Genomic DNA, 17,629 nt, shown 5'->3' on the forward strand with positions numbered 1-17,629 from the left:
CCATCTGATCCGCGGCGATGATCATCTCAACAATGCGTTCCGGCAGCTGGCGCTGATCCGGGCGATGGGCTGGGCCGAGCCGGTCTATGCGCATATCCCGCTGATCCACGGCAATGATGGCGCCAAATTGTCCAAGCGCCATGGCGCGCTGGGAGTCGAGGCCTATCGCGACATGGGCATTTTGCCGGACGCGATGTTCAACTATCTGCTGCGGCTCGGCTGGGGTCATGGCGATGACGAGTTCATCTCGCGAGCACAGGCGATCGAATGGTTCGCGCTGGAGGGCGTCGGCAAATCGCCTTCCCGCTTCGACACCAAGAAGCTGCAGAATCTCAACGGCCATTATATGCGCGACGCCGATGATGCACAGCTGGTGCGGCTGGCAACGCCCTGGATCGAGAAGGATTTGGGCCAATCCTTGTCGGCTGCGGACAGCCAATTGCTGGGCCAGGCGATGCCGGTTTTGAAGAGCCGGGCGAAAAATCTGATCGAATTGTCCGAAAGCAGTCTTTTTCTGTTTAAAAAACGCCCACTTGTCCTCGACGAGCGGGCAGAAAATCTGCTAGATGCTGACGCACGGACGCTGCTTAAATCGATTCACCTTGCCTTGACTGATCTGGATGACTGGACCCTCGAGGCAACGGAAGAAGCCATAAAAGCGATCGCGGAGTCTGCCGAATTGGGGTTGGGAAAGCTCGCACAACCTATGCGCGCGGCACTGACGGGAAGCACCAGTTCACCCGGAATTTTTGACGTTCTGATACTTCTTGGCAAGGAAGAATCTTTGGGACGTCTCGCAGATCAAATGGAAAAAACCTGAGTTTCAGGAGCAGAAAGGACAATATCGTGGGCGATAACGCAAAATTCAGCATCAACGGCGACAATTTCGAATATCCGGTTCTGACGGGCACAGTGGGCCCCGATGTCGTCGATATCCGCAAATTATACGGCCAGACCGGTGCCTTCACCTATGACCCGGGCTTTACCTCGACCGCCAGCTGCGAATCCGAACTGACTTTCATCGACGGCGGCGAAGGCGTCCTGCTACACCGCGGCTACCCGATCGAACAGCTCGCCGAGAACAGCAGTTTCATGGAAGTCGCCCATCTGCTGCTGCGCGGCGAATTGCCGACTGAAACCGAATTTGCCGATTTCACCAATACCATCACGCTCCATACGATGGTGCACGAGCAGTTGCGCGGATTCTATCAGGGCTTCCGCCGCGATGCCCATCCGATGGCGATCATGTGCGGCGTCGTGGGAGCGCTGTCGGCTTTCTATCATGACAGCACCGATATCAACGACCCGGCGCAGCGGATGATCGCAAGCCACCGGCTGGTCGCCAAGATGCCGACGATTGCCGCCATGGCCTATAAATATTCGATCGGCCAGCCGTTCGTCTATCCCGACAACAGCCTGTCCTATACCGGCAATTTCCTGCGCATGACCTTTGGTGTTCCGGCCGAGGAATATGTCGTGAACCCGGCGATTGAAAAGGCGATGGACCGGATCTTCATCCTCCATGCCGACCATGAGCAGAATGCCTCGACCTCGACCGTCCGACTGGCCGGTTCTTCCGGTGCCAACCCGTTTGCCTGCATCGCAGCCGGCATTGCCTGCCTGTGGGGCCCGGCGCATGGCGGCGCCAATGAAGCGGCGCTCAACATGCTGAAAGAAATCGGCCATCCCGATCGCATTCCGGAATATATCGCGCGCGCCAAGGACAAGGATGATCCGTTCCGGCTGATGGGCTTTGGCCACCGCGTCTACAAGAATTACGATCCGCGCGCCTCGGTGATGCAGGAAACCGTCCGCGAAGTGTTTGAGACGCTGAAGGTCAAGGACCCGGTATTCGAGGTGGCGCTGCAGCTCGAGGAAATGGCGCTCAACGATCCCTATTTCATCGACAAGAAATTGTTCCCGAATGTCGATTTCTATTCCGGCATCATCCTGTCGGCGATCGGTTTCCCGACCTCGATGTTCACCGTATTGTTCGCCCTCGCCCGCACCGTCGGCTGGGTCGCGCAATGGAACGAGATGATTTCCGATCCAGGCCAGCGTATCGGCCGTCCGCGCCAGCTCTACACCGGGCCGACCAAGCGCGACTATGTGGCGATCGACAAGCGCTAGACTATCGACATATCGAGCAAAGGGGGGCCGTTGCGCTCCCCTTTTTTATGGCTGCTTCCGCTCCGGCAGCGACAGCATGAAGGTCGAGCCTTCACCATCCTGACTGGCAACGGTCAGGCTGCCGCCCATCGCGCGGGCCAGCCGGCGGGAGATGAACAGGCCGAGCCCGCTGCCGCCGTCGCCGGATCGGCCGAGACGCTCGAATTTCTCGAAAATGCGTTCCTGATCTTCAACCGCGATGCCGGCACCCTGATCGGTCACCGAAATCCGGGCAAATCCCGCATCGGTCGAAACATCCAACCTGATCACCGAACCATCGGGTGAATAGCGGATCGCGTTGCCGATCAGATTGACCAATATTTGCAGCGACCGGCGAAATTCGCCGCTGGCCGGCACTGTTTGCCCTTCATCCGGCAATTCGATCCGGATCCGGTGGTCCGCCGCCTTGACGGCGAGCAAGCCGGCCGCGCGGTGGGCCAGGTCAACCAGATCGATATCATCGCCGGCGACGGTGAATTCGGGCCGTTCGATCGCCTCGAGATCGGACAGATCATTGACCAGATCCAGCAAATGCCTTCCGGCAGAGGCAATATCCTTGGCATAGCTGGCATAGTCACCGCGCAACGGGCCTTCCAGCTTGCCGCTGATGGTTTCGGCATTGGCGATGATCTTGCCCAGCGGCTGGCGCAGGGCTGGCCCCAGCTGCGTCCCGAACAGGCTGTCGCTGATCAGTTTGCCGCTGGCGTGGCGGGGGTCTTCGTCGCTGACTTCGGGATCATCCGGTGTCACCAGGCAACGATAGCCGGCGAACAGGCCCGCCTTGTCGATCAGCGGCTGTCCTTGCAGCACGAATAGCCGCTGCGCCCCGGATTTCTCACGCATGCGCTGGTTGCGGATCGGTTGGCGCTCGGCCACCGCCTCGAGCAATCTGGCATGGGCCGATGGCGGAATCACATCGTAAATATCGAGCAGCGACTGGCCAATGGCATCAAAATTCTGCGCCGCTTCGCCGGGCATCTGCTGCGCAATGATCCGCAGCGCCGCATCGGTCCGGATCGCCCCCCGGCCTTCCAGCCGGTCAAAATCACGATCGCGCGCCGCATCCATATTGTCGCCATCGTCGTGCGGAACTTCTTTCCAGTCGATGATCGACAGGCTGAGCGGCTTGTCCCTGTCCGGCGATAGAAGCCGAGCTTCGACCCACATTTCAATACGGCAGTCATCATCGGACGCGCGAACCGGGCGCGACAGGTTCATCCCCAGTCGCCGGCTGAGACGGCAGAGTTCGGCCAGTTCGGGGACCGCCAGCGGCCCACCTTCCTTGCCGCCGCAGCGCAGATGCAGCCGCATCAGCAGCGGATCGGCCGACAGCAGCAAGCCATCGGCATCCACTTGCCCCCGAACCGGTTCGGCGAGTTTTTCGGCGGTCGTCATTTTCCCTGGTCGCCCAACAGGTCGCGGGAAAGAATCCGTTCGGCATTTTGATACGCCTGAGGCGATGCCCAGCGGGATATGAGCGCCAAAGACCGGTCGCGATCCGTCTCGCCATAAGTCGCTGCGGTGAGTATATGGTCGCCATCATCAAGAGCGGCAAAGATCGACAGCGCTTCCTGAGCGGGAACATCCGCCGCGCGCATGGCAACGACGAATCGCGCCATATCCGGTTCGGCCGTGAAGGCCACAATCTGATCGCTGGTCAAGCCGGTTTTCCGGGCCAGTCGCGCGACAAACAGGGTCAGGCCGTCTCTCATCGGGTGGGGGATGCGATCCCTGTCGATACCGGATTGTTCGAGCAACTGGGCGAGGCGGTCGGCCTTGCGCGCCACGCCTGCGCTCTCGTCATGCGCAGCGAGCAACCGTTCCGTCGCCTGGCGCAGCTGCAAGCCGGTAAAACCGGAAAGCCGGGCGAGCGCGGCCGCCACCGGCCAGACCAGGGCATAAGCAATTTCGGGCGGCAAATCGGCGAGACTGGCAGTGATTTCACCCGATGGCCCGCTGCTCTTGGATTGCGCGACCAGCAGTCCCATCGCTGCCTCGGCAACAGCAGGATCATCATGATCGAGATGCCGGGTCAGTGTCGATTCCAGATCCTCCTGCGAAATTTTCTGTAACAATCTTGCCGCCAGTTCACTTTGCTGCGTTTTCACAAACAGATGCTGAACGATTTCAGGGGTCTTCAAAAGGTCGGAACGCTCCAAGACCACAAAGCTCTGGTCTGCACCACCCTGGCTGATCCTGACCAGCATGTCCTGGGTAACGCCCAGGTCCTCGGTCGCGATCTGGCAGATGCGTTTTTCAATCTGGCCGACGATATTGCGCAGATATTGCCAGGCATTGGACTGCATGCGGTCATTGAAGGCCACGTCGGTCCGGGGAAACAGGACCTGGGCAAAATCGCCTGCTACAAAAACAGCCTTATCGGCCGTTGCCGTCGCCAGCCGGATAATATCATTATGCCTGGATCGATCCATCGGAGAAACTCGCTCTGCCATGCCTAGGCCGTAGCCTAATGTGGTTAACAAGCCGCTAAGCCCGCTATCCCGTTAATGGACCGCAACGTCGGATTTTGTCGGTGATTTTCGGGTCCAATAGCGGTCGAGAAGGAGCATCAGGCCGGCGTATAGCGCCGAGGCATAGAGGCCGTAGCTGATCGCGCCCCATAGACTCGCCGCCAGCAAGATCAGCAGAACCAGACGCATATCTGGTTTGGCCAGCACCAGACGGATATTTTCCGTTCCGCTGCGCAACAACAGGAGATTGGCAAAGAGCAGCACCAACACCACCAGATGGGGGATCAAAGTCGATGCATCGGACGCCTGCGCGACAAGGATGGTAACCCCTGTCGCCATAAGGGTATCGAGCGCCAATCCGGTCCAGTCCCGGCCTGCCACGCTGCTCTCGAATTGCACCATAGATGCCCGGGCAAATTGCGCAATGCTGCCGAAGAACAGCAGGACCAGCGCAGCGACACCATAGCCGAAAAATGCGGTGGCGATGCCCGCCAGCCCGGCCGTCAGGGCAAAGGCCTGCAGATAGCGGGCTGCCGCTCTATTGGTCCAGAGCCACGGCAGACTGCGCTTGATCAGAGGGCGCAACAGAAAGCGATTGAGGAAATTGTCCTTTTTTGCCGGCATTTCCCGTAGTCTGCGCCGCGTGAATTGCGCCGCGCTGAGTTCGCTCTGGATATGGGAAATCGCGCCGGAACCCATCCGGCGATCCGAGATGATGGCGCGCGGACAATCCGCCTGAACCGCAGTCCGAAGGAGCGCCGAGCCAATTTCCCACTCATCCGGAATATCGATCATCGCCACCAGCCGCGATGCCTTGAGCGACACGATGCCGAGCCAACGCTGGTTCAGGTCAATCCGCTCGAATTCCTGATATTCCTCGGCATGTAGCACGGTGAACAGCAATTCCTGCGGCGCAGCGCTCAGCTGTTCGACAATCTCGTCATTGGGCAGGATGCCATCGGCGATATAGATGACATGATCCTGATCGCTCGCATATTGCACCAGGTCGCTGGGGCTGCGGACATATTCCGCATCGAAACCCTGCTGCTTCATCGCATCGATCTTCTGCAGGAGTGCACCATGGGTCACCGGACACAGGAAGATGAATTTCTCACAGCCGAACCGTTGCGCGGCGCTGATCTGCAGATCGAGCAGCGTGCCGGCGAACAATGGCAGCAATGCAATCGGCCCGTTTCCGTCAAGATCGTCTTTTGCGAGAGAAATCAGTGCCAGTTTCACGAATATGGGGGTCCCGAACGATGAAGAGGAAGATGGATCCTATCCATAGATGGTGGCGTCCGGACATGCCAAGCGATATTCTGGTGAAAGGAGCGGGTTCAGCGCCCTGCAGTCGGAATGTCAGTCCCGATGGGCCTCGACCGCCAGAACCGCGCGTTCGAGTTTGCGCAAAATGACCGGATCGCCTGGCGCGGAGTGCGCGGCTTCATCGGCCAGCTCCAGTATCTTGGTCGCGGAATAGCTCGCGGCCAGGCCTTTCAGACGCCAGGCGGCATATTCCCAATTGGCGTCGCAGCGCGCGCGTCCCAGCAGGTCAACCTGCCGCTTCGCGCTTTCCAGAAAGGCTGCACGCAATTCTGCAATGAGGGCCTGGTTGTCCCCTACAGCAGCCGTCAGAGCGGCATCCAAAGCCCCATAATTAAATGACATTTGTCCCGTTTACACGCGATATGGTTAACTTATGGTTTCTATGATCTGAGATTGTGTTAAATAGTCGTCATGGCAGGAGATTCTAAAATCATCGGGATGTGGCGCGATCGGGGTGAACATCCCGGCGACGACCAGACAGGAAGCAGCGCCAGCGATGACGCGGAGCAGCAGGGTTTTCCTGAAGAAAACCAGCAAGATAGTGATCAGCCGGTCGAAGAAGACTGGAATCATTATGCCGATGATAGCCTGACTGACTCGTCCCGTTCCCGATTGCTGCCGCTGACGCTGCTCACCCTTGCCGCCGTCGCCTGGACCGGATTTTTCCTGTGGGCGAACCGAGATATTTTTACAACAATCCCCACCGCGAAGGCCGGGATTGATCTGCTGACCCAATGGTGCCTGCCGGTCATCACGCTCGCCATTGCCTATCTGCTTTACATGCGCAACAGCAGCCGGGAAGCCGGCCGTTTCGCCGACGTGGCGCTGTCGCTGCGGACCGAGTCCGATCTGCTCGAAACGCGCCTGAAAACGGTCAATAATGAACTCAGCGTCGCGCGCGAATTTCTGGGTCAGCAAAGCCGGGAGCTGGAATTTCTCGGGGACCAGTCTTCGAACAAGCTCACCACCGCCGCCGACCTGATCCGGAAATCCCTGGAAGACGGTCTCGGCAAGATGCAGAAGCTGGATGATGTCGGTGGTACCGCCTACAGGAATCTGGAACAGCTGCGCGAACATTTGCCGGTGGTGATCAACACCGCCAAGGACGTGACCAACCAGATTGGCAACGCCGGTCGCAGCGCCCAGACCGAAATGACGGAGATGGTGGCCACGCTCAGGAAAATCGGCGAGACCGGCATGGCGGCGGAGCAAAGCCTCGCCGCTCTGACCGACAAATCCGCGCTGTCGCTGGAAAGTCTGGCGATCGAAGCCGAGCAGATCAAATCCAGCCTGGCCGAACAGCTCGACAAGGCCGAAACCGGTTCGAACCAGCTCGCTGCCTTGTTGCGGCAAACAACCGCGGAAACCGTCGAGGCCATCCACGATACGCGCGCGCAACTGGCCACCGAAGCATCGGAATCGGCCGCGGCCATGCGGGCCGATCTGGAGGCGCTGGAAACGGCGCTGGCCAGTGCCGGAAAAATTGCCGACGATGAAGAGATCCGTTTGCAAGCCCTGGCCGCGACCCTGAGCCAGAATATCTCTGATATCGCCGAAAACCTGAAGAATCTCGACAATGAAAGCGGCGAAAAGACCGCAAAACTGGCTTTTGCCATGACCGCCATGGAGCAGAATAGCGCCGCGTTGCAACGCTCGCTTGAAAATGGCTATGGCGTTGCCGATGGCATGATCAAGCGGATGGAATCCCTGCTGGTCGCGCTCGACAGCGGTGCCCGGGAAATGGACGAAACCCTGCCTGCCGCGTTCGAACGGCTATCGGACAAATCGCGGGAAAGCCTGACGCTTTACGGCAAGATCGCCAGCGAGGCGCGCAAGGCGCAGGACGATGCTGGCAGAGTGGCGCAGCAGGTGGCGCAAACCGATCATTCGATCAGCCAGCAGCAGGAAAAGATCAATAGACTGCGCGAGCAGAGCGAGGATGCGAGCAGCTCCATCGTCGAGCAGATTGCCGACATCTCGCAAGCCATTACGACCGTTCGTGAACAGAATGAAGCGCTCGCCGAAAGCGCCGGTGAAAAGATGATCAGCGCCTTGCTGCGCGTCAAGGACACGGCCAAACAGGCATCCGAACATTCGCGACAGGCGCTGGAAAATACCATCGCCGGCTCGACCGAAGCCTTTGAGAAAATGAGCGAAGAGGCGCTGAACCGGATCATCGACGACAAGATCGCCTCGATTGCACCGAAACTGGAACAGGCGGTATCAAGCGCCGTGGCAACCACCCAGTCAACCGCTGCCCATCTGACCGATCAGCTCGCCGCGATCGAGGATATGACCCTCAAGCTGGAACAACGTATCCTGTTTGCCAGGGAAAAGGCGGAGCAAAGCAGCGACGAGAATTTCACCCGCCGGGTGGCGCAGCTCACCGAATCGCTCAATTCCATCTCGATCGATGTCGGCAAGATATTGTCCAACGATGTCACCGACACCGAATGGGCCGCCTATCTGAAGGGCGACCGGGGCATTTTCACCCGGCGCGCGGTGCGCTTGCTCGACGGCAGGGAAGTGCGCGAGATCCTGGCCCAATATTCGGGCAATGATGAATTCCGGGAGCATGTGAACCGCTACATCCATGATTTTGAAGCGATGCTGCGCGGCGTACTCGCAACCCGTGATGGCAGCGCCATCTGCGTGACCTTGCTGTCATCCGATATCGGCAAGCTTTATGTCGCTCTGGCCCAGGCGATCGAGCGCCTGCGCAACTAGCCCCGCGGTCTAACCCAGCCGTGCGCGGCTATTGAAGATGTCGATCGTATCGAGCGTGATCCAGCCGTTGGCATAGTTGAGATAGAATAGCCCAAACGCCGCCGTCGCCAGCAATGTCGTCAGCAGCAAGATCCGCACGGGACGGAAATTGACCGGCGCGCCGTCCGCCTGCCCTCTGACCATTTCAATCCCGGTTTCATGATGGTTGCGGATTCCGATCGGCAGGACGATGAATGCCGCGGTCACCCAGAAAAGTATGTAGATAGCCAGGATCGATGTTGGTTCCATTGCGTTTAAGCCTCTATCGTGAGCACCGAAACGATCGGCTTCTTGCCCGTCCACTCGGTTGCGCTGCGGCGAACGAGCAGCCGGATCGCCTCGTTGAACTTGTCGATGTCGCCAACCGGCTTGCCATGTTTGGCCATGATCTTGTCGGTCACTTCATCAAGAAAATCTTCTTCGTCTTCCTCTAGCGGAACGCCATGCATTTTCAGCACCGGCTGCCCGAAAATCTTGCCCTTGTGATCGAGGCCGATCGCCACGGAGATCATCCCGTTATGCGCTGTCTTGCGCCGGTCGTTCAATGTTTTGCCATCGGCCGGGATGATCACATCGCCATCCACGACCAGCCGCCCGGTGCGCTCCTGGCCCACGATGTGCGGGCCATTGGGAGCCAGCCGCACCACATCGCCATTCTGCTGGAATATCGCCTTGGGGATGCCCTGCTCCAGGCCAAATCGCACCTGCGCCTTCATGTGGCGGATTTCGCCATGGACCGGCACCAGAATTTCCGGCTTGATCCATTGATACATCTCGGCCAGCTCCGGCTGTCCCGGGTGACCGGACACATGGATATGCTCCTGCCGCTCGGTGATCATGACCACACCCTTGGACGCGAGCTGATTCTGGATCTGGCCAATAGCGATTTCATTGCCGGGAATCTGTTTCGACGAGAACAGCACATGATCGCCTTCGGAGAGCTTGATCTGATGGCTGTCGCCGGCGATCCGGCCCAGAGCCGCCCTCGCCTCACCCTGACCGCCGGTGGCTATGATCATCACCTTGTCGCGCGGAAGACGCATCGCTTCTTCAAAATCCACGGTCGGTGGAAAATTCTTGAGATAGCCGTTTTCGCGGCAATTCTCGATAATCCGGTCGAGTGAACGGCCGGCCACGCACAGCTTCCGGCCCGCATGGATGGCGACCTCGCCCAGCGTCTGCAACCGGGCAGCGTTGGAGGCAAAGGTCGTTACCACGATCCGTGTATCGATATTCTCGACCACCCGCATCAGGTTGCGGCGGACTTCGCCTTCCGAGCCGGAGGCCTTGTCGTTGAAGACATTGGTTGAATCGCAGACCATGGCCAGAATGCCATCATCACCGATTTTCTGAAGTTCCTCGGGAGTCGACGGCACGCCCAGAACGGGCTCGTCATCCAGTTTCCAGTCCCCGGTGTGGAAGATACGGCCATAAGGCGTGTCGATCAGCATCGCATTGCCTTCGGCAATGCTGTGGGCAATCGGCAGATAGCGGAACCCGAACGGCCCGAGATCAAAACTGCCTTCATTGGGTATGATGTTGAGCGTGACGTCCCGTTCCAGACCGACTTCCTCCAGCTTGCGGCGGATCAGTCCGGCCGTGAAGGGAGTGGCAAACAGGGGAACATCAAGGTCAGCCGCAAAATAGGGAACCGCGCCGATATGATCCTCGTGCCCGTGGGTCAGGACGATACCAAGCAGATCCTTCCTATGCTTCTCGATAAATTCGAGATCGGGCAGGATCAGGTCAATCCCCGGATAGCTCGGGTCAGCGAAGGTCATGCCGAGATCGACCATCACCCACTTGCCATCGCAGCCGTAAAGATTGACATTCATGCCGATTTCGCCCGACCCGCCGAGGGCCAGGAAGAGAAGTTCTTTTTTAGGTTTTGTCATGAAGCGTGTGTTGCTCGCTGATAGAGGAGATGCAGGCCCTGAAGAGTCAGGTCCGATTCAAGATGGTCAAATACATCAGTATGTTCGTCAAAAAGTACGGCTAACCCGCCGGTAGCAATGATTTTCGTGGGACGGCCGATTTGGGCCTTGGTACGCGCGACCAGCCCCTCGATCATCGCGACATAGCCCCAGAATATGCCGATCAGCATCTGGCTTTCGGTGGTCGTTCCGATCACATTATCGTCTTCCGGCGATTCCAGCGCGATACGCGGCAATTGTGCGGTGTTGCCGACCAGAGCATCGAGCGAAAGATTGATCCCGGGAGCAATCACCCCGCCTTTATAGGCACCTTCATAATCGGCAACATCAAAGGTCGTTGCTGTCCCGAAATCGATGATGACAATGTCCTGCTTATATTTAGCATGCGCTGCAATGACGTTGAGAGCACGGTCGGCACCGACGCTGTCCGGCTGTTCGACGTCCAGCGCGATGCCCCATCCCGCTTGCCCGCGGCCAGCGACCAATGGGGTCACGCCAAAATATTTTTCCGACAATACCGTTAGATTGTGCAGCGCCCGTGGCACGACCGTGCCAATGATCACCGCGTCCACGGCACCCAGTTCCAGACCCTCCAGCTCGAGCAGCTGTCTGAGCCAGACAACATATTCATCGGCTGTACGCCGGGCATCGGTAGCAATCCGCCAGCGCGCACGAATGTCATCACCGTCAAACAGGGCGAACACAACATTGGTATTCCCGGCGTCAATGGCCAAAAGCATGGGCGAATCGTCCTTCTATCCGATCGAAATATCACCGGCGCGTATTGCGATAAGCGTTCCGTCGGCTTTTCTCAAGCGCAGCGCACCGTCTGCTTCCAGCCCGGCAAATGCACCAGTAATTTTTTCGCCGCCATCGTCGCTGGTCGTCACCGCCATGCCCAGGGGATGCGCCAGACTCTGCCATGTTTCGAGGATATGGGCCAGTCCCGCCTCCCGCCAAAGCCTCACGCACGCCTCGAATTCTCTCGACAGGCGATCGAGAAATCCCGGCGCATCAATTTCGGCCCCTTGAGCCGCCAGACTGGTAACGGCCCGGCCCACGACCTCGGGAGTGATGGCAATATTCACGCCGATACCGACAATCACCTGATCTTTTACCCGCTCTAGCAGGATTCCGCAGATCTTGGCGTCGGCGACGAGGACGTCATTGGGCCATTTCAGCATCATGTTCGCATCCGGCAGCACCGACCGGATTGTGCCATGTACCGCCAGACCTGCGACGAAGGATAAAGAGGACGGCGCTGGATCCGCGGGACGAATATCAATCACCGTGCTGCAATAGAGATTGCCTTGCGGGCTTTCCCATTTGCGGCCCCGACGCCCGATTCCACCAGTTTGCCGCTCCGCCCGCAGCCAATAGCCTTCCGGCGCTCCGCCCTTCAGGACAAGCGCTTTCAGATCCGCATTGGTCGATGCGGTTTCAGCGACATTCTCTATGATTATGGTCAGAAGAGCGACGCCGCCGCAGCGGCGGTGATCGGTGCAATCGCCGGGATTGCCAGATAGCCAAGCGGTGATACGAAGAGCGCCAGGACCGCGATCAATCCGTTTTCGGTCTTGTGTCCAGTGGCCACAATCTCGTTGGCGGGATCGTCAAAATAGATGATCTTGACGACCTTGATATAATAATAGGCGCCGATCACCGATGCGGCGATACCGATGACCGCCAGCGGCAACATGCCCGCTGCTACGGCGGCATCAAACACAACGAACTTGCCCCAGAAACCGAATAGCGGCGGAATACCGGCAAGGCTGAACATGAAGACGGCGAACGCCGCAGCAAGCCCGGGACGCGTCTGCGACAATCCGGCGAGGCTGGAAAGGCTTTCCAGCGGCCTGTCATCCTTGTCGCGCATCTCGAGCACACAGATGAAGGCGCCGAGCGTCATCGCAACATAGATCGCCAGATAGAACATCATCGCGGAAATGCCCTGCTCGGTCCCGGTGGCGAGACCGATGAGCAGGAAACCGACATTGTTGATCGAACTATAGGCAAGCAGGCGCTTGATATTCTGCTGCCCGATCGCCGCAACGGCACCGAGCACGATTGATGCCAGCGCGACAAACACGATGATCTGCTGCCAGGCCGATGTCTGGCCACCAAAGGCATCGATGATCACCCGCGCGGTCATCGCCACCGCGGCGACCTTGGGGGCGCTGGCGAAGAAGGCGGTGACCGGTGTCGGCGCCCCTTCGTAAACGTCGGGTGTCCACATATGGAACGGTACGGCGCTGATCTTGAACGCCAGACCCGAAAGCACCAGCACCAGTCCGATCAGCGGCCCGGTCGCCAGATCTCCGGTCAGGCTTTCGCCGATCACGGCAAAACTGGTCGAGCCGGCAAAGCCGTAGACCAGCGAAATGCCGAACAACAGCATACCGCTTGCCAGGGCACCCAGCACAAAATATTTCAGTCCGGCTTCGGACGAGCGGATATCGGTGCGGATGAAGCTGGCCAGCACATAAGCGGACAGGCTGTTGAGTTCGAGGCCGATATAGAGCGTCATCATGTCGGTCGCCGAGACCATCATCCCCATGCCGATGGTGGCAAAGAGGATCAGGATCGGATATTCCGACCGATATTTGCCGCCATCCCGGAAGAAACGCGGCGCCACCATCAGCGAGATGATCGCGGCCAGATAGATCAGGAATTTCGCTGAACTGCCGAACTCGTCCATCCGGTAGAGTCCGTCAAAAGCGTCCGCTCCGCCCTTGAATTCGGTCTGGTGCGCCAGCACCATCAGCAATATCGACGCGCCGAACAGTGCGGCCACCGACAATATGGTGACCAGCCGCGCGGCCTTTTCCGGGCTCCACGCCACGACCAGCAGCAGGATCAGGGCGGAGACCGACAGGAACAGTTCCGGCGATACCAGCCAGAGAGAAGATGCAAGGTCCATTAGTGCGCCTCCCCATAAGCTTCGTCATTGATCACAGGTTTAGCCTCACCCATTTTTAGCTGCGCATCGCCAACCGGCGCCGCGCGGTCGATCCGCGCCACCAGCGCCCCGACGTCGCCGCGGATCGGGGCCATGAAGCTTTCCGGATAGACGCCCATCCACAGGACAGCCGCAGCAATCGGTGCCAGCAGCGCCATTTCCCGCGCCGACAGATCCGGCATCGCCTTGACATCCTCGTGGACCAGTTCGCCAAAGGCGACCCGGCGATAGAGATAGAGCATATAGCCTGCGCCCAATATGATACCGGTGGTGGCAACCAGCGTCACCCAGCTGTTGACCTTGTAGAGCCCGACCAGCGAGAGAAATTCACCAACAAAGCCGCTGGTGCCCGGCAGGCCGATCGAGGCCATCGTGAACAGCATGAACAATATCGCATATTTCGGCATGTTGATCGACAATCCGCCATAGCGGTCGATCTCGCGGGTGTGCAACCGGTCGTAAATCACCCCGACGCAGAGGAACAGCGCGCCCGACACCAGCCCGTGGCTCAGCATCACGATGATCGCGCCCTCGATCCCCTGGCGGTTGAAGGCGAACAGGCCGAGCGTCACGATCGCCATATGCGCGACCGACGAATAAGCGATCAGCTTCTTCATGTCCTGCTGCACCAGCGCCACCAGCGAGGTGTAGATCACCGCGACCATCGACAGGCCGAAGACCAGCCAGATGAATTGCTCCGACGCTTCCGGGAACATCGGCAGCGAGAAGCGCAGGAAGCCGTAGCCGCCCATTTTGAGCAGCACGCCGGCCAATATCACCGAACCGGCGGTTGGCGCCTGGACGTGCGCATCCGGCAACCAGGTATGCACCGGCCACATCGGCATCTTGACCGCAAAGCTGGCGAAGAAGGCCAGCCACAGCCAGGTCTGCGCCTCGGGCGGGAAATCGGTCGCCATCAGCACGGGAATCGAGGTCTCGCCGCCGGCGAAATTCACCATCCACAGCATCGCGACCAGCATCAAGAGCGAGCCGAGCAAGGTGTAGAGGAAGAATTTATAGGCCGCGTAGATCCGGTTGGCGCCGCCCCAGATGCCGATGATCAGATACATCGGGATCAGCCCGGCCTCGAACATGATGTAGAAGAGAAAGATGTCCTGCGCGGTGAAGACGCCGATCATCAGCGTTTCCATGAACAGGAAACAGGCCATGAATTCGGGCACGCGCTCCTTGATCGAGTCCCACGAGGCGGCGATGCAGATCGGCATCAGGAAGGCGGTGAGCACGATCAACATCAGGGCAATGCCGTCGATCCCCAGCGCCCAGGCGAAGCGCCCGAAGACCGGATAATATTCGGCGAACTGCCATTGCGGCCCGCCGATCTGGAAGGCGATCCACAGGCCGATCGAAAGCGCGAACACGGCGAGCGTGGTCGCGAGCGCGATCCAGCGCGCGCCGCGGGCGTCGCTCAGCAGACAGGCGACCGCGCCGAGCAAGGGCAGCAGCAGCATCGCCGACAGGATCGGGAAATTCTGCATCACTGGGCCATCGCCCAGGTGGTGGCGGCGGCGATGCCGAGCAGCATGACCAGCGCGTAGGTGTAGAGATAGCCGGTCTGGATGCGGGCGGTGAGCCGGGTGCCGGCGACGATCGCCGCGGCGGCGCCATCGGGGCCGAAGCGATCGATCGTGCCTTCGTCGCCGCGCTTCCACAAGAACCGCCCGAGCCAGAGCGACGGACGGACCAGCAGCGCATGGTAGATCTCGTCGAAATACCATTTGTTGAGCAGGAATTGGTGGAGCACGCCGAACTGGCCGACGAACGCCGCCGGGAAGCGCGGATTCCTGAGGTACGCGTACCAGGCGATGAACAGCCCGACGAGCATCACCACGCCAGGCGCCAGCTTCACCCACAAGGGCACATCGTGGATCGCGTGCATCAGCTCCGCGTCGAAGGCGATGCTGCCGCCCCAGAAATGCGGGCCCTCGTGATAATCGATAAAGCCGTGGTGGAAGAGGTAGCCGGCGAAGACCGCGCCGAGCGAGAGCAGGCCGAGCGGCACGAGCATCGTCCACGGGCTCTCGTGCGGATGATAGCCGCCGGTGCCCGTGGGGGTCTCCTCCGCGTTCGCCTCGTGCGGCCGGGTGTCGTGGCCGGCATCCTCGGCATCGGGCTGATCGTGATGGTCGCCGTGGAGCGCGTGCTGGATATGCTCGGACTGCGCCCAGCGCGGACGCCCAAAGAAGGTCAGGAACATCAGCCGCCAGGAATAGAAGCTGGTCAAAAGCGCCGCGAACACGCCGATCGAGAAAGCGAAGCCGCCGAACTGCGCGCCGCTGGCGAAGGCGCTCTCGATGATCGCGTCCTTCGAATAGAAGCCCGCGAAACCGAAGACCCCGATCACCCCGACCCCGGTGATCGCCAGCGTGCCGAGCAGCATTGCCCAGAAGGTGAAGGGGATCTCGCGGCGCAGCGCTCCGTAATAGCGCATGTCCTGCTCGTGATGCATGGCGTGGATCACGCTGCCCGCGCCCAGGAACAGCAACGCCTTGAAGGCGGCGTGGGTGAAGAGGTGGAACATCGCCACGCCATAAGCGCCGACGCCCGCGGCGAAGAACATGTAGCCCAATTGGCTACAGGTCGAATAGGCGATCACCCGCTTGATGTCGTTCTGCACGGTGCCGACCGTGGCCGCGAACAAAGCGGTGGCGGCGCCGACGAAGGTGACGACGGCGAGCGCGGTCTCGCTGGTTTCGAACAAGGGCGACAGGCGGCAGACCATGAACACGCCGGCGGTGACCATGGTCGCGGCGTGGATCAGGGCCGAGACGGGCGTCGGCCCCTCCATCGCATCGGGCAGCCAGGTGTGGAGGCCGAGCTGGGCGGATTTGCCGCAGGCGCCGATGAAGAGCAGGATGCAGATCAGGGTCAGCGTATCGATCCGCATCCCCAGAAAGCCGATCGTCGAGCCGGTCATGTTGGGCGCGGCGGCGAGGATTTCGGGGATCGAGATCGTCCCGAAGACGAGGAAGATCGCGAAAATGCCCAGGCTGAAGCCGAAATCGCCGACCCGGTTGACCAGGAACGCCTTCATCGCCGCCGCATTGGCGCTCGGCTTGTGGTACCAAAAGCCGATCAGTAGATAGGAAGCGAGGCCGACGCCCTCCCAGCCGAAGAACATCTGCACCAGATTGTCGGCGGTCACCAGCATCAGCATCGCGAAGGTGAACAGCGAGAGGTAGGCGAAGAAGCGCGGCTGGCTGTCGTCCTCGGCCATGTAGCCCCAGCTATAGAGGTGGACGAGCGCCGAGACGCTGGTCACGACGACCAGCATGACCGCGGTCAGCGCGTCGACCCGCAAGGCCCAATCCACCTCGAGCGCGCCCGAATGGATCCAGTCCAGCACCGGGTGGAGCTCGCTTTGCTGAGTGCCGGCGAGGAAGCCGAGCAGGATCGGCCAGCTCAACGCCGCCGAGATGAACAGCGCGCCCGTCGTCACCAGCTTGGCGGCGAAGTTGCCGATCATGCGGTTGCCGAGCCCCGCGACGATGGCCGCGAGCAGGGGCAGGAAGACGATCGCCTGGATCACCCCGCTAGCCCTTCATCTGATTGATGTCATCGACCGCGATCGTGCCGCGGTTTCGGAAATAGATGACGAGGATGGCGAGGCCGATCGCGGCCTCGGCGGCGGCGACGGTCAGCACGAACATCGCGAACACCTGGCCCACCATGTCGCCGAGATAGGCGGAGAAGGCGACCAGATTGATATTCACGGCGAGCAGGATCAGCTCGATCGCCATCAGGATGACGATCACGTTCTTGCGGTTGAGGAAGATCCCGAACACGCCGAGCACGAACAGGATCGCGCCGACCGCAAGATAATGACCCAGGCCGATCACAGCTCGACCCCCTGCCCCACGCCCGGCTGCATGTTGACCACCGCGTCCTGCGGGCGCCGCCTAACCTGCGCGGAGACGTTTTGCGGGCGCACCCCCGAGCGTTTGCGCGCGGTGAGCACGATCGCGCCGACCATCGCGACGAGCAGG

Annotated in this window: 15 protein-coding genes and 1 pseudogene; 3 read left to right on the plus strand and 13 right to left on the minus strand. The window is 60.0% G+C overall.

The window, feature by feature from the left end:
- Both ACEW8J_RS02820 and ACEW8J_RS02825 read left to right on the plus strand, forming a co-directional pair.
- On the plus strand, positions 1–820 hold an 820-nt coding region (locus ACEW8J_RS02820), incomplete at its 5' end, for a glutamate--tRNA ligase (protein ID WP_373490116.1).
- A 26-nt stretch (positions 821–846) separates the two neighbouring features.
- Positions 847–2,130, plus strand: coding sequence for a citrate synthase (locus ACEW8J_RS02825; RefSeq protein WP_373490117.1), 1,284 nt, complete (start codon positions 847–849; stop codon positions 2,128–2,130).
- Positions 2,131–2,175: 45 nt separating this feature from the next.
- Here the strand turns inward: ACEW8J_RS02825 and ACEW8J_RS02830 are convergent, their stop codons facing one another.
- The 4 genes from ACEW8J_RS02830 to ACEW8J_RS02845 form a co-directional block, all read right to left on the minus strand.
- On the minus strand, positions 2,176–3,564 hold the full coding sequence (locus tag ACEW8J_RS02830; protein WP_373490118.1) for a sensor histidine kinase: 1,389 nt from the start codon (positions 3,562–3,564) through the stop codon (positions 2,176–2,178).
- Entirely contained in the window at positions 3,561–4,601 is a 1,041-nt protein-coding gene (locus ACEW8J_RS02835; protein ID WP_373490119.1) for a hypothetical protein, read from the minus strand. Before ACEW8J_RS02835 ends, ACEW8J_RS02830 begins: the two co-directional genes overlap by 4 nt.
- A 72-nt stretch (positions 4,602–4,673) precedes the next feature.
- Entirely contained in the window at positions 4,674–5,879 is a 1,206-nt protein-coding gene (locus tag ACEW8J_RS02840; RefSeq protein ID WP_373490120.1) for a hypothetical protein, read from the minus strand.
- A 120-nt stretch (positions 5,880–5,999) separates the two neighbouring features.
- Positions 6,000–6,308: an Hpt domain-containing protein gene (locus ACEW8J_RS02845; protein WP_373490121.1), complete on the minus strand. Its 309-nt coding sequence runs from the start codon at positions 6,306–6,308 to the stop codon at positions 6,000–6,002.
- A 69-nt stretch (positions 6,309–6,377) separates the two neighbouring features.
- Here ACEW8J_RS02845 and ACEW8J_RS02850 point away from each other — a divergent pair, with 69 nt between their 5' ends.
- Positions 6,378–8,693, plus strand: a complete 2,316-nt coding sequence (locus ACEW8J_RS02850; RefSeq protein ID WP_373490122.1) for a hypothetical protein — start codon at positions 6,378–6,380, stop codon at positions 8,691–8,693.
- Between the two features lie 9 nt (positions 8,694–8,702).
- On the opposite strand, the gene ACEW8J_RS02855 is transcribed toward ACEW8J_RS02850, so the two are convergent.
- The 9 genes and pseudogenes from ACEW8J_RS02855 to ACEW8J_RS02895 all read right to left on the minus strand — a co-directional run.
- Entirely contained in the window at positions 8,703–8,981 is a 279-nt protein-coding gene (locus ACEW8J_RS02855; RefSeq protein ID WP_373490123.1) for a DUF1467 family protein, read from the minus strand.
- 5 nt (positions 8,982–8,986) lie between these two features.
- On the minus strand, positions 8,987–10,627 hold the full coding sequence (locus ACEW8J_RS02860; RefSeq protein ID WP_373490124.1) for a ribonuclease J: 1,641 nt from the start codon (positions 10,625–10,627) through the stop codon (positions 8,987–8,989).
- On the minus strand, positions 10,624–11,406 hold the full coding sequence (locus ACEW8J_RS02865; protein WP_373490125.1) for a type III pantothenate kinase: 783 nt from the start codon (positions 11,404–11,406) through the stop codon (positions 10,624–10,626). The genes ACEW8J_RS02860 and ACEW8J_RS02865 overlap by 4 nt, the downstream gene beginning before the upstream one ends.
- A gap of 15 nt (positions 11,407–11,421) precedes the next feature.
- Entirely contained in the window at positions 11,422–12,231 is an 810-nt protein-coding gene (locus ACEW8J_RS02870; RefSeq protein WP_373490129.1) for a biotin--[acetyl-CoA-carboxylase] ligase, read from the minus strand.
- Positions 12,132–13,586: an NADH-quinone oxidoreductase subunit NuoN gene (gene nuoN, locus ACEW8J_RS02875; RefSeq protein ID WP_373490126.1), complete on the minus strand. Its 1,455-nt coding sequence runs from the start codon at positions 13,584–13,586 to the stop codon at positions 12,132–12,134. The genes ACEW8J_RS02870 and nuoN overlap by 100 nt, the downstream gene beginning before the upstream one ends.
- Positions 13,586–15,121 (minus strand): NADH-quinone oxidoreductase subunit M, encoded by a 1,536-nt coding sequence (locus ACEW8J_RS02880; RefSeq protein WP_373490130.1) that lies wholly within the window; start codon positions 15,119–15,121, stop codon positions 13,586–13,588. The genes nuoN and ACEW8J_RS02880 overlap by 1 nt, the downstream gene beginning before the upstream one ends.
- On the minus strand, positions 15,121–17,172 hold the full coding sequence (gene nuoL, locus ACEW8J_RS02885) for an NADH-quinone oxidoreductase subunit L (RefSeq protein WP_373490127.1): 2,052 nt from the start codon (positions 17,170–17,172) through the stop codon (positions 15,121–15,123). Before nuoL ends, ACEW8J_RS02880 begins: the two co-directional genes overlap by 1 nt.
- A 4-nt stretch (positions 17,173–17,176) precedes the next feature.
- Positions 17,177–17,482 carry an NADH-quinone oxidoreductase subunit NuoK gene (nuoK, locus tag ACEW8J_RS02890; protein ID WP_373490128.1) on the minus strand — a complete coding sequence of 102 codons (306 nt, stop codon included), beginning with the start codon at positions 17,480–17,482 and terminating at the stop codon, positions 17,177–17,179.
- Positions 17,479–17,629 (minus strand): annotated as a pseudogene (locus ACEW8J_RS02895) (NADH-quinone oxidoreductase subunit J); the annotation flags it as partial. The gene nuoK and the pseudogene ACEW8J_RS02895, both read right to left, overlap by 4 nt.

The organism is Parasphingorhabdus sp., from assembly GCF_041748495.1.
Lineage (GTDB): Bacteria > Pseudomonadota > Alphaproteobacteria > Sphingomonadales > Sphingomonadaceae > Parasphingorhabdus.

Bases quoted from the DNA above. Each gene is read 5' to 3' on its own strand.
- ACEW8J_RS02830 (WP_373490118.1), bottom strand. From the start codon at position 3,564: ATGACGACCGCCGAAAAACTCGCCGAACCGGTTCGGGGGCAAGTGGAT.
- ACEW8J_RS02835 (WP_373490119.1), bottom strand. From the start codon at position 4,601: ATGGATCGATCCAGGCATAATGATATTATCCGGCTGGCGACGGCAACG.
- ACEW8J_RS02845 (WP_373490121.1), bottom strand. From the start codon at position 6,308: ATGTCATTTAATTATGGGGCTTTGGATGCCGCTCTGACGGCTGCTGTA.
- ACEW8J_RS02850 (WP_373490122.1), top strand. From the start codon at position 6,378: ATGGCAGGAGATTCTAAAATCATCGGGATGTGGCGCGATCGGGGTGAA.
- ACEW8J_RS02855 (WP_373490123.1), bottom strand. From the start codon at position 8,981: ATGGAACCAACATCGATCCTGGCTATCTACATACTTTTCTGGGTGACC.
- ACEW8J_RS02860 (WP_373490124.1), bottom strand. From the start codon at position 10,627: ATGACAAAACCTAAAAAAGAACTTCTCTTCCTGGCCCTCGGCGGGTCG.
- ACEW8J_RS02865 (WP_373490125.1), bottom strand. From the start codon at position 11,406: ATGCTTTTGGCCATTGACGCCGGGAATACCAATGTTGTGTTCGCCCTG.
- nuoN (WP_373490126.1), bottom strand. From the start codon at position 13,586: ATGGACCTTGCATCTTCTCTCTGGCTGGTATCGCCGGAACTGTTCCTG.
- ACEW8J_RS02880 (WP_373490130.1), bottom strand. From the start codon at position 15,121: ATGCAGAATTTCCCGATCCTGTCGGCGATGCTGCTGCTGCCCTTGCTC.